Source organism: Marinomonas sp. UCMA 3892 (assembly GCF_012726345.1).
Lineage (GTDB): Bacteria > Pseudomonadota > Gammaproteobacteria > Pseudomonadales > Marinomonadaceae > Marinomonas.
Genome location: NZ_PTXN01000003.1, coordinates 53449 through 70051 on the forward strand (window position 1 = coordinate 53449; position 16603 = coordinate 70051).

The window sequence follows — 16603 nt, forward strand, 5'->3', positions numbered from 1 at the left end:
TTTGGCCTACTAAAAAGCTTCAACCCAGATTTAAATTTTCCCGTGATACTTTTGCGCTTATTTTTTCTTGTCCTCACCAATATTAAAGTGATGAGCAAGGTCTTTTTCGATACCTGATACTGAGTTACTGAAATAGTTATTATCCGACAATGGCTCTTAAATATTAGCCAATGAGTGAATGCCTATCAGACTCTAATATTGGATTTGTAGGGAAAACGCATAATTCTGGCGTTTTCAGAACACTTTTATATGTTTAAACAAGCCTACACTCCTGCACTAGCACGAATCTTATACAGATTTTCTTTCTTATGTCGTTTTGTGTTTAAAAAAAGAAGCAATGCTCTGTTAGGATGCCTTCCATGGATCTAAGCATTATCTGTGGGTAAGACAGGGAGCCCTCTGTCTGGTTTTAGAAAAACCATAACGCCAGAGCATACGTATTTAACTATCTTACAGGTAATGAAAAAATGACATCTATTGAGCAACTCAAATCCGCTCGCGCCAGTGCGCTTTCTCTGACTCAAAATGGCGCCCCCCAAGCTACCAGTAACCAATTCTTCGGTGTGGGTCCCATTACGGATATGACTCAGAATGAAGTTGATGCACGTCTATTACGTTTCGAATTTGATGCTTGGATAGAAGAAAACTACCCAAAATTAGACGATAAAGGCAATCGTATCGGTAGCTTTACCACGGCTGAAATCGGTCGTGGTATGCACCGTGGCTACCCAGCAGATAAAGTCTTAAATGACATGATGCGTGAAATCCACCGTTACTTTGGCTTTCCTAAAGCGAACAGCATGGCGGTAGGTTTAGGTGGTGGTCACAGCGGTTTCACGGCTGCAGCGCTTCACCTGATGACAGCAAACGACCCATCTCAAATCGTATTTGTTGATACCCCTAAGCCCGAATCCGCTGAAGGTAAAGCGGGTGGTTTCTTCCGCCAATCTTGGGGTACTCAGTTAACAGAGCTACAACGCTATGCAACTAACGGTGACGAAGGCCGTATTCTTTTCGCTGAAGGTGAAGGCAGTATCCCAAGTGCTAACTTTCTGCTAGAAAAAGGCGTTAAATTATTCTTTGGTGTTGGCCATGAAACAACAGGAGCCACCACTTACACTGAACAAGAAATTGCAAATCTATTGGCTTGGGTTGACGCTAACCCGAAAGAGCACCATGCAGTAATCGATGCGACGTCCCTACTTGGCGCTATGCCTTGGGCGAAAGAGTTGGTTGATGGCGTACTAACTAAGTGCAACCTATTCATGCCGTTTCAAAAAGCAATCGGAGGTATTTCTGGTTACTTCATCGTTTCTTTAACTAGACCAGCTTTAGCACGCATCAACGCCAACCAAAAAGATCCTTCTTGGGCGATTCCGCGTCAGCTTAAAATTGCAGTGCCACGCGATGCAAAAGAGCCTCTAAGCAGTGAAAAAACCACAGATCTTGGCCCTATCTACGATGCAGAAAAAGACCAGATGCTTGGTGGTATCATCAACACCTTCAGTACATTAGCATTTGCAGAAACAACTTTTGCGATCCTTCGCAACGAACGCATGATAGGCGATGTTTACGAACTTAACGCTCGTTCAGCCGCAAACCGTGATCTAGTAAACCAGTGGATTGAAAACAACGATCTATTCGAACTAGGTGTATCTAATTCTGATTCTCGCGGTGCAGCGGTTACACTTCTTAAAGTCACTGACAAAGATATCACTGATGCTGACGTACACAATCGTATCATCGTGAAATCTAAGCAAATGCTAGGCTACGAAGGTATCACTCACACTGATGGTGCTCACGAGAAAGGTCTAGACGTAGCTCGCTATGTAAATGCTTTCCCAGGTTCTCCTGGTGACTACCGTGCTTGGATAGGTGGTATTCGTCCGGCACAAGACATCACTGCACTACTAGACAACATCCAGTACTGCTACCTACGTGCGAAAAACGCTGTACTAGAAGAAATCCTAGCTGAGAAAGGTGAATCGTTCGAAAGTGCTGTTTCTGCAACAACCAAAGATGATGTTCGTATTGACGATGCAAACCGCGCTTACAAAGTGTTGATCGCTGACCTAGTGGGTATGATATTCGATGCAAAAGGTAATGCGGATTTCAGCCAAGTCGCAGCCTACATCAAGTCTAAAGGTGGTGAGTTTCACGTCGGCTCTATTACAGATGCCGGCGAGTTAGCGACAGGTAAAGTGCATTTTTTCTATCAGCCAAGCCTAAGCCGCGAAGACGAGCTTCTAGCTGAAACTGGCGAAGGTCAATACGACGCAGTTATTGCAGCGGCGACATTCTTCCCAGCAGAATCTAAATTCGAGCTAGGCGGCGTACGTATCGGTGCGGGTACTGGCAACATGGGTTCTGCTAGCTGGGGCGGCGGTAACGGTGAAGGTGGTGTTGCACCACTTATGAATACACCAAGTTTCAATTCTCGTGCCACAGCACAGGCCGCAATGAAAGCTCTACTTAAAGTACTTCCTGATTTACAAGTATCCACAATGCACGATCGTGTTGTTGCTGGAGACTTCGATACAGGTAAAAACCTTGCGGAATTCCCAACAACTAAGCTTGAAGGTAAAAAACTGGCGGTTGTTGGTTACGGTAATATCGGTCGTGAAATGGCGAAACTAGGCGCTGCATTTGGCATGCAAGTTTCTGTCTATGCTCGTCCCGCTCACCAGAAATGGATTGAATCTGAAGGCTTTACTTACGCATCTAGCATTATTGAAGCAGCTCAAGACGCAGATGTTCTTAGCCCACACACTGGCCTAGGCGCACTGAACTCCGACTCTGGTAAATTCAGTAACTCCGACATCATCAATGCAGACGTATTTTCGGCTATGAAACATGGCGCGGTTTTGGTGAACTACGATCGTGGCGAAGTGGTTGACATCGAAGCGTTAGACGCGGCACTAACTAGTGGCCAAATCCGTTATGCCGCTATCGATGCTGATTTGTTTAAAGACCCAAATACTGGTGAACTATCTGGTCCAATGGTTCCTTACCGGAACATTTACGAAAAACACGTAGGGAAAATGGAGCTTCTACCACATGCGGCGGCAGACACTGAGCACGTATCTCGTGTAGAGGGAGCTAAGCAAGCGGTTGATCAAATCCTAAGCGTGATCCAATACGGTAAAGTGATTAACCTGAAAGGTGATTTACCTGAAGGCTTCACTAACGATGGCGCTAAAACAGTAAATGGCGTGGGTAAGGTAAACGCAAGTTCTGTTACAACACTATCAGCTAAGCAAATTAAGCAGCTAGCTGACAGTGCAACACAAATTGCGGCATACTGGGGAGCAATCAACGCGACCGAAGATGCAGATAAACGTGCGGCACTTGTTGCTGAGTACACGGAAATGATGGTATTGAACTCCAATATCTACACGACGTTACTTGCACAAAATGGCCTACAAGGTCCATTGGGTAACTAAGTAAAACCTTAATAGTTAGTCAATAAACCGCATCAACGCCGTGACTTTGTCCTGTTGATGCGGTTTTTTTGTTTCACGCCTAAGAGGCAAGCAAGGGAGAACAGGTTTGCATTCAAATGATAGAAATTCTGCCGTCACTATTTTTAACGCCGCGATCAATGCGGTGGCTGGCTACAATGCGACTTACCGTGCGGTAAACAGCTTTGCTGATTTTACACCAGACCAAATTATCGCGGTGGGTAAAGCCGCTAGCGGCATGTGTGCCGGAGCGTTAGCTGCACTTGGTAATGACTGCCCAGCCTTATTGGTAACAAAATACGCTCATACAGACCAAGCAATGTGGGACGCAAATAATGTAACTGTTATCGAATCGGCACATCCCGTGCCAGATCAGAACTCTCTAAACGCTGGAAAGCAGATGCTCGCCACAGTCAATAGTATGGAAGCAGGCAGCAAATTACTCCTATTAGTTTCTGGTGGCGCATCAGCTTTATCCGAAGCTCTGCCCGCTGACGTCAGCTTAGAAGACTGGCAAAAACTGACAAATCAAATGCTTGCGGCTGGTTATAACATTGATCAGATCAATACCCGTCGTAAAGAAACCTCTTTGATAAAAGACGGTAAGTTACTCGAAAACTTTACAGGTACTGACGTTCGCGTACTGGCTATTTCGGACGTAGAAGGCGATGACATTAGCGTAATCGGCTCTGGTACAGGATCTATTAAACGTTGTCCATCTACTGCCAGCGTTACCTTGATAGGCACGAACCAAGTCGCTCGAGAAGCAGCAGCAAACAAAGCAACCGAGCTTGGTTATCACGTTATCGACAATAAAGAAAATCTGTATGACGATGTTGAAGTTCTGTCTTCTTATATTGGCCAGCAACTAATAAACGCCGAACCAGGCGTGTACATTTTCGGTGGAGAGCCAACGGTCAAACTGCCGGAAAATCCCGGCAACGGTGGCCGTAACCAAGCTCTCGCGCTAGGCATTGCAGAAAATATCGTTGGTCGCGATAATATCTTGGTACTGGTTGCCGGCACAGACGGCAGTGATGGCCCAACTGATGCCGCTGGTGGCATCGTAGATGGTTCGACAGCAAAAGATCTGCACGCCGTACGCGATGCACTGAAACGTGCTGACGCCGGAACCTACTTGCGTGAACAGGATGCTATCTTTATTACTGGCCCCACTAATACCAATGTCATGGATATTGTGGTTGCCATCCTCCACTAAACCTTCAATATAAACCACCAACTCAGAACATAAGGGTTGGTGGTAAAGACAAGCCTATCCACAAGCTTGATTTATCTTTGCTATATATAATCGTTTTTTAACGTCAGAGTCTTCTACACTTATATAGAGTCCAACAATAATATAGGAGGCTTGTTATGTATCAAAGTATCGCTATGCCCGTGGATTTATCTCATACAGATAAACTTGAGAAAGCGTTAAAAGTCACAGGGGACCTTGCTAAACTCTATTCTTCTAAGGTGTATCTTCTTGCTGTTACAGCATCTGCTCCTAGCAGTATCGCTCATAACCTTAAAGAATTTAAAGAAAGATTAGACAGTTATGCGAAAGCGCAAGAAGGCGAATTTGGCGTAATATTTGAGGCGGTTGTCATCCCCTGTGCTGATCCAGCAGCCGATATGGACAAATCACTCAATCATTGGCTCCATGGAAATCCAGTCGATCTCGTGGTCATGGCATCTCATGTGCCAAGCTTTAAAGACCATATTTTTCATTCACATGGTAGTTTTTTAGCGTCTCATACGGATAAATCAATATTGTTAGTACGCTAGATTGAATCCTTGGGGGCACATCGACAGCCCCTCCTTTCAAGCAAGATTAACATCCCTATTATTTATAAGAGCTCTGGCTTCTTTTACTGCTAGAATGTCGCATTATTTATCCGCTAATACATGCAAAGGCAGGCTATGACCGTTCTTCTGATGACCCCACCCATGACGCAACTGAATACGCCGTATCCAGCAACGGCGTATCTGACTGGCTTTTTGCGCTCTCGGGGCTATGAAGCGACGCAACGAGATCCGGCCATTGAGCTGTTCCTTGAGATGATGACTTCACCAGCTCTGGATATTATTCGCCAGCATGTGGAAGAAAACTTCGAGTCATTTGAAGACGATGAACTACCCGATGCTATCTTTACCTTTTTAGCGGAATTTGATCGTTATCGCCTTTGTGTCGAACCAGTTATTCGCTTTTTACAAGGCAAAGATTCCAGTCTTGCTTTACGTATTGTCTCGCGTCGTTTTTTGCCAGAAGGCCCAGCGTTCGACGCCATTGCCCAAATGGAAGCCGTGTCGGGCGATATTCTCAAAACCGCCTTTGGTCAGCTTGGCGTGCAAGACAAAGCCAAGTATTTAGCCACTTTGTTTATCAATGATTTGTCAGCTGTGATCACGCAAGGCGTTGATCCGTATTTTGAAGTAAGTCGTTATGGTGAGCGTTTAGCCGCAGCCAACCCAAGTTTCGATGATCTATACAATACACTGATGGGTGAGCCAAGCTTTAGCTCTGAGATTTTAGAGCAATTAGTCGAGCAATATCTGGAAGAAACTCAGCCAAGCGTGGTGGCATTAACCGTGCCTTTTCCTGGCAATATGTTGGGTGCACTGCGAATTGCGCAAACTTGTAAAGACATTAATCCTGATCTGCCAGTCGTACTGGGTGGAGGGTTTGTGAACACTGAGCTGCGTGCCTTGCGTGACCCTCGAGTGTTCGAATTTGTCGATTTTATCTGTCTAGACGATGGCGAACGGCCTTTTATGACCTTGCTGGAATTCTTTGACGGCAAGCGAGAAATTGACGAGTTAGTACGTACTTACTTCCTAGCAGAAGACGAAAATGGTAAGTCTTACGTTCACTACAACGAAAATGCAGAGTTGCATGACATTCCTCAAACCGATGTCGGTACGCCGATTTACGATGGCTTGCCGTTAACTGAATACTTATCCTTGTGTGAGATGCTCAACCCGATGCACCGCATCTGGAGCGATGGCCGCTGGAACAAGTTGACCATTGCCCACGGTTGTTACTGGCGTAAGTGTAGCTTTTGTGATGTCACACTGGATTATATCGACCGCTACGACGCTGCTGGTGCCGATATATTGGTGGACCGTATTGAAGAGTTGATCGCAGAAACAGGACAAACAGGTTTCCATTTTGTCGATGAAGCGGCTCCGCCAAAAGCCTTGTTTGCTTTAGCAAGACGTCTAATCGAACGCGGCGTGGTGATCAGCTGGTGGGGTAATATTCGTTTTGAAAAGACTTTTACGCCAGAGCGTTGTCAGTTGTTAGCAGATTCTGGCTGTATCGCCGTCAGTGGTGGTTTGGAAGTGGCGTCAGATCGATTACTCAAGCTGATGAAAAAAGGCGTCAGTGTCGAACAAGTGGCGCGTGTCACTAAAGCCTTCAGTGATGTGGGTATTCTGGTGCATTCTTATTTGATGTATGGCTTCCCAACACAGACCGAACAAGAAACCATTGATGCCCTAGAAATGGTACGTCAGATGATGGCGCAAGAATGCTTCCAATCTGCCTTCTGGCATAGATTCGCAGCCACAGCCCATAGTCCGATTGGTATTAATCCAGAAGAATACGGCATTACGCTTGCTGAACGCCCTGATATTTTGTTCGCAGAAAACGACGTGGATTTCACCGACCCAACAGGGACAGATCACGACATGCTGGGGGACGGATTGCGTAAAGCACTCTACAACTACATGCATGGTATAGGTTTTGATCAAACGATGGACTTCTGGTTTGATAAACCCGTTAAACGTACTTTGGTGAAAAAAGACCTGATATCCAAAGCCTTGAACGATCTGATTGTTAGTAGTTAACACTTCAAGTGGCCCATGTTCTGGTCATTTTTAGTATTTGTTTTTGGTGAACTCGTCTTCCAAACAATAGATTATTATACTATGCATCAACCCTCTACTTTGAGTCGTAAGTAAAATGTCTTTTGATCAACAACTTCAAGATGCGATTACTCTTTTTCAGCAACAAAATTATGATGCCGCCGAAGAGCGATTTACAGCGCTTGCGACTAGCTATCCAGATCAAGGTATTTGTCAGCTCTATTTGGCGCAGCTGGGTATTTTGAAAGGTAATGGGTCAAACCATATAGAAAGTTTGAACACCCTGCTGAACCTACTTCCCGCATTATCAGACGGTCATCACATTCTTGGTCAATGCTATCTACAATCGGGCAAACTACCAGATGCTGCTCGATCGTTTTATCAAGCATTAATGGCAAAGTGGTCAGGGGAACAGCCGATAAATTCAGTAGAGACTAAACATAGAACACCAAAGCCTAAGGCTATCAATTTTGATTCAGACATGGCACTTCAGTTACTTTGGCAAGTATTAGCTCAATTTTATGCCGCGGGAATTTATGCCTTTCCAACCGCAGGAACTCTCCTAGGTCTTGAGCGATCTGGTGCATTACTGCCAAATGACAAAGACATTGATATCGGTGTTGATTGGATACAAATGTCTCAAGCCATCCAACTGCTTGAATCAAACGGCTGGGTTGAGTTCTCAAGATCTTACAATCTAATCAACCCACGCTGTTTTCGTCATTCATCTGGGTTAATTGTTGATCTATGTGGCTATGGAACTAACGAAGCAACAGGAGAAGCTATATCTGGATTATGGATGAAAGAGGTGCCCTTTGATTGGAATCGCATTACCTATTTTCCTGCTATATCTCTGTTGTCTAAAGTATCTCCTGCAGGGCCAATTTATTATTTAACATCACCTGAATCTATCTTGGAGTCGCTCTATGGCCCAAATTGGAAGCAGGAAGACCCGTATTTCGATACCATTGTATGTGCTTATAATCTTAAAGGCCTCTCTTGGTTGCATCGCTGTTATGCTTATTCACGTCTTTATGAACATTGGCGTAACAGCAATATCGAGCCTTGCAAACGCATACTCGACTCTTTAACGACCAAGCTGCCGCAGGATATTTTTTTAAAAAAGCTTGCGAATCACATATCAAGTATCAATAACCCTAAAATCAGCGAGCGCAAAAAGCGGGTGCTTGCTCTTGGGTATTTTGATCTCTTCCATATAGGTCACCTAAATTATCTACGCTATGCAAAATCCAAAGGTGAGCAATTAATCGTTGGGGTCGCACCTGACAGCTTCTCTTTATTGAGTAAAGGGTATGGACCAATTCAAACAGAAATAGAACGAAAAACATTGATAGAAAATCTAGCAGAAGTTGATGATGCGCAATTGGTTCTCGCTCGGATGGATGATACAGAAAACGCAGCAACATGGATTAAAAGTCTTGATATAGATACCGTCGTATGCGGTGAAGAATGGCAAGGTTCATCTCGTTGGCAAAAGCTCGAAGCCATACTTAATTCGATGCAAATTACTGTTCTCTACGCACCAAAAACTCAGGAAATATCCACGACTATACTGAAAAAACGCATGCATCAAAACTATTATGAATCAATGCATACACCAAAGCCGGACCATTAAAATGCTAGTAAATTAAGTACCTGTATTCTTATTATATTTCAGACTGTAGAAAGCTATCCGCATGTGGTTTATTGGATTGACGATCATGCAAGAAAATATAGATTGCCACCACAAAAAGCACGACGCTCAGCCCGCAGATCAATAAATATACATTTGATAAACTGCCCGCTGCATCATAAACAATCCCTGCCAAAACATTACCTAACGCACCGCCCAGGCCAAAAGCAACCATGCCAATACCATTAATCTGCATGGTTGCTTTTGAAGAGTACTGCTTGCTTACCCAACCTGCGATAACCCCCCAAATAGGAAAGTACATCATGCCGTAGCCGAAGCCTGCGATCATGACAAATTGCGCTGGTCGATAAGTGAAAACCAACAGTCCCAAGGCAAACACTCCGAAAATGCTCAAAAGCGCAACGCCATGGCCTTTTTTATCCGCCAATTTACCGACAAAAAAGCCAGCAATCATCCCCGTTAAACCAATGATCCCCCAAGTGTAACCGCCCAATGCTGGCGGCAATGACAATTCTGCTAGATAAGTATTCAGCCAAGTGGTAAACGTCATGGTTGACGCGCCAACTAGCAACAATATCAAGCAAGCAAGAAAAGCGGTGCGCTCACTAAACACAGTCTTAAATAGCTGTCGCGTCCCCATAGCAAAAGTGACATCTATCTCTTGATCTTGCGCTTTAGAACGAACACTTTTGAGCAAACTAAAAGTAGCCAACAAAGTCACCAGCCCAAATATTGAAGCTGCTACCCAACCGCTACGCCAGCCAAGTAGAGGTACAATTAGTAGAATGATTAAACCGTTAACACTGTACCCCCAAGCTGTGCCACTTGAGGCAATAGAAAGGTTAGTGGCCGTACGATCTGCACGGCCATATCGGGTCACCAGCTCAACAATCGAGCCCCAACTCATCGCTGCGCTCGCTGCCATAATAGTAAGGACAAATATCATGATGATCGTATTATCAAGCCAAGCCATGGTGAACAATAAAGACGTGGTAAGAGTGCCCGTAATTAATAATAAGTGAGCAGAATCTAATCGTGGTCCAATCACACCTAATAACATTGCCCCAACAAGGTAAGACACTTGCGTTAACGCCCCTGCAAGAGCGAGATGCCAACTGTTAATATCAAGCGTACTTTGCATCGTTGGAACCAACGCTGCAAACAAGAAAATACCAAAGCCATGGCTAATCACCTGATTGAAGCCAAATGTTATTGGAATACGCATCGCAACACTCCTTGCTAAAACACCCATGGAAGACGTGTATAAAAAAACATCAATCGCGCTATAGTAGTGGCTTGCATTTATTCGGTAAATCGATAAACATTCAAATCTACGTTCAACTTTATTGAAAACTAAACAATGCGTGATTTACCAATAAACTTACTCCGTACTTTCATGGTGGTCGCAGAGACGCTGAATCTGACAGAGGCAGCCAAGCAATTGCATAAAGCGCCATCTACTGTGAGTATGCAACTCAATCGTTTGGAAGGCCTGATCACCAATCCTTTAATGGAACGGGGACAACATGGCGTACGATTGACTGCTGCTGGTGTGCAGTTAAGAGCACATGCTCAGCAACTTTTAAACCTGCATGATCAAATCGTGGGATCTTTTCAAAATATAGAGATCAGCGGCGTGGTTCGCCTTGGCACCCATGATCAATATGCAAGTCGAACACTTGCTCCAATTTTGCAGGATTTCATCTTGAGCTATCCCGAAGCGGAGCTAGAAGCCTTCTGTGATTATCGTCCAGATTATTTGGTGGATTTACTGGAAAAAGGCAAGCTGGATATCGCTCTGGTAGAGATGCTTGCGGATACAGAAGGTGGTATTCGATTACGTCGAGATGAGTTGGTTTGGGTCGGCTCAAAGGACCACTTTGTTCACACCCAAGCGGTATTGCCATTAGTGGTATTTGCAGAAGGCTGCAAGCATCGTCAATTTGCCTGTGAAGCACTCACAAAAGCCAAAATCCCTTATCGGATTGCCTTTACTAGCCAGAGTCGCTCAGGTGTTATTGCCGCAGTTCGAGCTGGCATTGGCGTTGCCATTATTCCCTACCATACCTTAGAAGAGGATCTAGTTATCTATGATAATTTGCCTAATCTTCCTGATATGGAGGTCACGCTTTTTACCTCAGAAAAGGCCAATGAAGCCACGCTGCGCTTAGAAAAAATCATTGTGGAAAACAATGTATTTAATCCACAAGCCATAACGCGGAACGACTAATCATGAAGCAGCAAAACAGGTAAGAAGAAGCGAAAGTAGGTAGATCATGTTTTTCTAGTCGCATATATTGAAGTACCTAGCACAATCACGTTTCCTTGCCTTTATTTTACAAAGCGGTGTGGTACCCTGTTTAGACTATGGCTGGGCTCTAAGGAGAGTTGTATTGTTTAAACCAAACTATTATTTATTGGTTACTGCTGTATTTGTTGTGTTGGCTATCATGACCAACAACATCTATTTTCAGCTAGCTTGGGCATGGTTCGCCTTGTCTTTTTTCACTGTCAGTCTTGCCTACCTTCTTAATAAGCCCACCATTTTTCGCAAACGCTCCGATGGCACTGTACCCGTGTATGTTCGTTGGGTCTTTATGCCATTTTTATGGAGCACGCAACTTTATAACAGCTGGGCGAGAAGCACGGACTCTGTTCCTGCGCTGCAAAAAATAGACGAAGGTTTATACCTTGCGAGACGTTTGTTTCCTTCTGATATTCACCAAATCAAAAGCGAGAACATCAGTGCAGTATTAGATGTAACGGCTGAATTCAGCTCTTTGAATTGGATGTTATACCAAGCCGATGTGGATTATTTAAACGTCCCTATTCTTGACCATTCAGTTCCCTCCGATACCCAAATACATCGTGCGCTAAACTGGATACATACGCATCGTAAAACGGGACGTTCCGTTGTAGTGCATTGTGCTTTGGGCCGTGGCCGCTCGGTATTTATGATGGCGGCGTATTTACTCAGCCAGAATCCAAAATCGTCACCCAGCGATATCATGGATAAAATACGTGAAATACGCCAAACAGCTCGTTTGAATAAGCGCCAGTTTAAGTATTTAAAACGTGCTTTGGATAATAAGCTGCTAGTGGTTCATAACTCGGCTTGGTTAATCGCCAACCCAGTGTCTGGTACGCGTCAATGGGAAGAACAACAAGACCTTATCTTGCGTTACTTATCTGCCTATTTTGATATCACGGTAAAAACAACAACACCGGAAATAAACGGTACTGATCTAGCCAAAGAAGCTGTCAAAGCCTCACCAGATATGATCATTGCTTGTGGAGGAGATGGCACCGTCACCGAGGTTGCTGCCGCAATGGTAGGCACAAATATCAAGTTGGGCATTATTCCATTTGGAACCGCTAACGCCTTAAGCCATGTATTGTGCGGCACTATGTCGAAAATCGCCCCACTGGAAACAATCTGCTTGAATTTGATCGACGGCTGCGAGCAACGCATCGACACCGCAACCTGCAATGGCGAATTAATGCTATTACTGGCTGGTGTTGGCTTTGAACAACAAATGATTGAAAAAGCCGATCGTAGTAAAAAGAACACTAGCGGGCAACTTGCCTATTTGAAAGGTTTATGGGAAGCCATCGGGCAAAACGATGTCTATGAGTTTACCGTACAGCTCAATAACGAAGAGCCGTTTACCATCAAAACTCCGAGTTTAACCATTGCTAACGCAGCGCCAATCACCACTTTGTTAGCACAAGGTAAAGGTGTGCCGAATATCATGGATGGCGAATTGGATTTAACTTGGTTAGACCCAGAACGCATGCAAATATTAAACTTAGCAGAATTAGCCATGCTAGGTATGGGTGACAGAAACGAAGATAGCGAATTACCAGAAGACAGCAATAGCCCTGAAGGCAACAATGGGATCTTTCACCGTTCTGCACAGCGTGTCACAGTGGATATAAGCCAAGTTGGTCACTATGTAGTGGATGGCGAAGAGCGTGAAGCAGAGAAGCTAGAAGTGGTCGTCAGACCTCAATCTTTAAGCGTCATCGTGCCTGAATCGGTAGTTAGCTAGCTCTACCATCCTTTCAAAACACTAAAACGAGAGCCTAATTTTCATTAGACTCTCGTTTTAGTGTCATAATTTCCACAACAAACGCCTTCAAATGATAACAATTATCGTTATAATCAAACTCTTTTATACAAAGCTTTTTAACCGCTAGCATGAGTTACAAACTTCAGGACAAGGTTAAAAAATTAGGGAGCTCTAGATTCAATGACGTTTCATATAGAAAACACAGGCATCATAAATCAAAGTGATACAAAATGGCGAGACAGTCAAAATTACTACGGAAGAGTCAGCCGTACGTTACATTGGCTTACCGCAGCCCTCGTCATATTACAGTTCTTCGTAGTGTTAGCTTGGCGGGGAACAGGAAAAAACGCTGTTACATTATTCTTGGCTAACATTGGCCCACATGGGTCATTAGGTTTGCTGATTCTGGTCGTCACCCTTGTTCGTTTATATTGGACATGGCTAAACAGAAAACAACGCCCCCCCAAAACACTAGGCTGGGATGGCAAGCTAGCGCGTCTAGTACATGCAGCCTTTTATGTATTACTACTTCTATTACCCGCTATTGCCTTGCTACGCCAGTATGGTGAGGGCTATGAAATACGTTTATATGGCATGACCATGCTGCCCGAAGCAGAACGTCATATTGCGTGGATGGTTGCTCCTGCCGATCTATTACACAGCCCTCTTTCATGGCTACTGGCAGGATTAATGATAGGCCACATAGCAATGGCACTAATACACCGCTTTTGGTTCAAAGATAAAGTTTTAGCTCGTATGGCTGGATGAAGCTGCCAACAAAAAAGCCAGCATTCACTCTTATTGAGTCAATGCTGGCTTTGCAATTCATCCAAACTTTAAGAATAATACTATTTTAAATCATGGTAAAAGTATGGATCAGAAACTAAACCCATACTTTTTAATATATAAATCAATAACGATAAAAATACAAAAGAAAAGTAGGGAATACTACGTCAATAACAAGTAGAGCCACACTAGTCAAAATAGAATATCGTAATGTTTTTGATATATTTTTATCAAAAATAAAATAATACCCAAGTATAAATACGACTATATAAAATATAATCACTTTTACTATTTTAATTGCCAAAAAAGCCATCTAGCTCTTCTCCATACATCCATATATTTAAAAAACTAACTATCAAAAAAATCATGGGATTTTTTATCTGGAATGAAAATTATCTCGGGCAGCATAACAGTATCAATATTTCTCATTCTCTCAAATAAAACAAATGATTATCATTACTGTTTAAAAAATAATATACCCTCACCTTTTTTACGAGTCAAATCCAAAGCAAAAATCGGTACTAACAAAATAAAAAGCCAGCATTGACTCTTGTTGAGTCAATGCTGGCTTTTTGTTTAGTGCTTTTTTAGATCTAAACTAAGAAACCGTATTCCAAGGTAATTGCCCCGGCGCGGCATCAACAAAATTGAAGTACTGCTCTAACTGGTCAATCAAGTCTCGTATTACTTCATCTTGACTACAGCCATATAGTTCATAACCCAGAGCACCATTGCGAATATACACATCCGCTTGCCAATGCGTATCGTATTTGGAGTTCTCACTGTGCGCCTCTGGTATCTCATGTTCCGTCGCTACAACTTGGTAATAGAAGTCTAATTTTTCGTCACGCTCTAGCTGGAAAGTTACGCCGTTTTCTTCTCTGGTGATATTGGCTTTCCACCCATGAATCGCCAGCTCTTTTTGAACTTCTTCCATCGCCGGTTCAACTACGTCTTTAATAAAGTGCGTCACCTTGGCTTCGCCAGGAAACTTAAACAAGGTGCTTAAACGTTTGCGCCAGCTGCCTTCATTACTGAAAGCTCGACCTGGAGTTGCTGCTGCCTCCACGGCTGCTCCACGATGACCCTCGATTACCAAGGCTCGCCATAAACCAAGTGCTGCAATCAACATGATGATGGCAAAAGGCAAAGCAGCCAAAATACTCATGGTTTGCAGTGCGCCTAAGCCACCAGCCAACAATAAGGTTGCGGCAATGATACCTTCAAGAGACGCCCAAAACACACGCTGCCAAACTGGCGTTTCTAGTGCGCCACCAGAAGCCAATGAATCGACCACCAATGAACCCGAGTCCGAAGAGGTAACAAAGAAAGTAATAATTAAAAATACCGTGATCACTGATAAAAAAGTAGACCAAGGTAACAAGTCATAGAACTGAAATAACGCAACAGAATGATCGGCTTGTACTTCGCCAATCAAAACATCCTTGCCCTGTTCCATAATCAAATACAGAGCGGTATCACCAAAGATAGCAAACCATAGGAAGGTAAATAATGTCGGAACGGCAAGCACGCCAAAAATAAACTGACGGATAGTACGACCACGGCTGATCTTGGCAATAAACAAACCGACGAACGGCGCCCAAGCGATAGTCCACGCGAAGATGAATAGCGTCCAGTTACCAATCCAATCACTTTGCGTATAAGCCTGTAAATTGAAGGTACGCTCAACAATGTTGCTCAGATACGAGCCGGTGTTTTGTACGAAGGCATCAAGAATGTGAATACTTGGGCCAACGAAAAACACAATCACCATAATGAATACAGCCAGTCCCATATTCAAAATCGAAAGGTTTTTCACACCCTTATCCATACCCGCAACCACAGAACCAATCGCGGCAAGTGTGATTAAACCAATGGCAGTGATCTGCACCGTGGTGTTAATCGGTATGTCTTCCCAAAGGTAATGTAAACCCGCATTGATTTGCGTAACCGACAAACCCAGCGTGGTCGCCAAACCAAATAAGGTACCGAGAATGGCAAACACATCGACAATATGACCAATAGGACCATAAATACGATCACCAATCAGAGGATAAAGCGCCGAACGCACAGACAATGGCAAACCATGGCGAAAAGCAAAATAGGCGAGCACCAGCCCCATCAGGCCGTAAATGCCCCAAATATGTAAGCCCCAATGGAAGTAGGCAATTTGCATCGCTTCGCGAGCAGCACCGATCGTCTCGGCGGTTGCATTAGGTGGTTGGGAGAAATGCAAGACAGGTTCAGCAACGCCAAAGAACAATAAAGCAATACCGTAACCGGCGGAAAATAACATCGCAAACCAAGCAGGAAAGCTGTATTCCGGGTCGCCGTGATCTGGGCCTAAGCGAATATTGCCCCAACGACTGAATCCGATACAAACAAGAAATACAAGAAAAATCGCGGTAGCCAGCATATAGAACCAGCCGAAGGTCTTAGTCACCCAAGCCAATGCGCTTTGAAATACTTCCCCTGCAAGCTCTGGATTACTTAGAGTTCCAACGATAAGAAATAGGGTAACAATAACGGTTGGAATAAATACAGGTAGCAAAATTGCACCCGTTGCCGTCTTTTGTGAATTGGTCATAAAGGCTCCTCCTCTATGCATACTTTGACAAAAGCTGACAATAATTGCAATAAATGATTAGATGTCTAATCATTTATTGCCATAAGTGAACCCGTTAAATAGACACAAAAAAACCAGCATTGACCCCTAACCTGTCAATGCTGGCTTTTGAATTAAAGCAGTATTCAGCGAC

10 protein-coding genes are annotated in these 16603 nt (G+C 43.9%); 8 read left to right on the forward strand and 2 right to left on the reverse strand.

Going from position 1 to position 16603, the window contains the following annotated elements; genetic code table 11:
* The first annotated feature begins 467 nt into the window (after positions 1–467).
* From B6N13_RS05625 to B6N13_RS05645, 5 genes are all read left to right on the forward strand, one after another.
* Entirely contained in the window at positions 468–3443 is a 2976-nt protein-coding gene (locus B6N13_RS05625) for an NAD(P)-dependent oxidoreductase (protein ID WP_169458779.1), read from the forward strand.
* Between the two features lie 106 nt (positions 3444–3549).
* On the forward strand, positions 3550–4680 hold the full coding sequence (locus B6N13_RS05630; protein WP_011978085.1) for a DUF4147 domain-containing protein: 1131 nt from the start codon (positions 3550–3552) through the stop codon (positions 4678–4680).
* Positions 4681–4835: 155 nt separating this feature from the next.
* Entirely contained in the window at positions 4836–5249 is a 414-nt protein-coding gene (locus tag B6N13_RS05635; RefSeq protein ID WP_169458780.1) for a universal stress protein, read from the forward strand.
* A gap of 135 nt (positions 5250–5384) precedes the next feature.
* Positions 5385–7313: a radical SAM protein gene (locus tag B6N13_RS05640; RefSeq protein WP_169458781.1), complete on the forward strand. Its 1929-nt coding sequence runs from the start codon at positions 5385–5387 to the stop codon at positions 7311–7313.
* Between the two features lie 115 nt (positions 7314–7428).
* Positions 7429–8967, forward strand: a complete 1539-nt coding sequence (locus B6N13_RS05645) for an adenylyltransferase/cytidyltransferase family protein (RefSeq protein ID WP_169458782.1) — start codon at positions 7429–7431, stop codon at positions 8965–8967.
* A gap of 31 nt (positions 8968–8998) precedes the next feature.
* On the opposite strand, the gene B6N13_RS05650 is transcribed toward B6N13_RS05645, so the two are convergent.
* Positions 8999–10210: an MFS transporter gene (locus B6N13_RS05650; protein ID WP_169458783.1), complete on the reverse strand. Its 1212-nt coding sequence runs from the start codon at positions 10208–10210 to the stop codon at positions 8999–9001.
* A 135-nt stretch (positions 10211–10345) separates the two neighbouring features.
* Here B6N13_RS05650 and B6N13_RS05655 point away from each other — a divergent pair, with 135 nt between their 5' ends.
* The 3 genes from B6N13_RS05655 to B6N13_RS05665 all read left to right on the forward strand — a co-directional run bounded on the left by B6N13_RS05655 (position 10346) and on the right by B6N13_RS05665 (position 13826).
* The gene (locus B6N13_RS05655) at positions 10346–11215 is read left to right on the forward strand and encodes a LysR family transcriptional regulator (RefSeq protein WP_011978080.1); all 870 of its coding nucleotides are present in this window, start codon (positions 10346–10348) and stop codon (positions 11213–11215) included.
* Positions 11216–11378: 163 nt separating this feature from the next.
* Entirely contained in the window at positions 11379–13037 is a 1659-nt protein-coding gene (locus tag B6N13_RS05660) for a diacylglycerol kinase family protein (RefSeq protein ID WP_083766307.1), read from the forward strand.
* A 201-nt stretch (positions 13038–13238) separates the two neighbouring features.
* Positions 13239–13826, forward strand: coding sequence for a cytochrome b/b6 domain-containing protein (locus B6N13_RS05665; RefSeq protein WP_169458784.1), 588 nt, complete (start codon positions 13239–13241; stop codon positions 13824–13826).
* A gap of 616 nt (positions 13827–14442) precedes the next feature.
* On the opposite strand, the gene B6N13_RS05670 is transcribed toward B6N13_RS05665, so the two are convergent.
* Entirely contained in the window at positions 14443–16431 is a 1989-nt protein-coding gene (locus B6N13_RS05670) for a BCCT family transporter (protein WP_011978077.1), read from the reverse strand.
* Between the last annotated feature and the right edge of the window lie 172 nt (positions 16432–16603).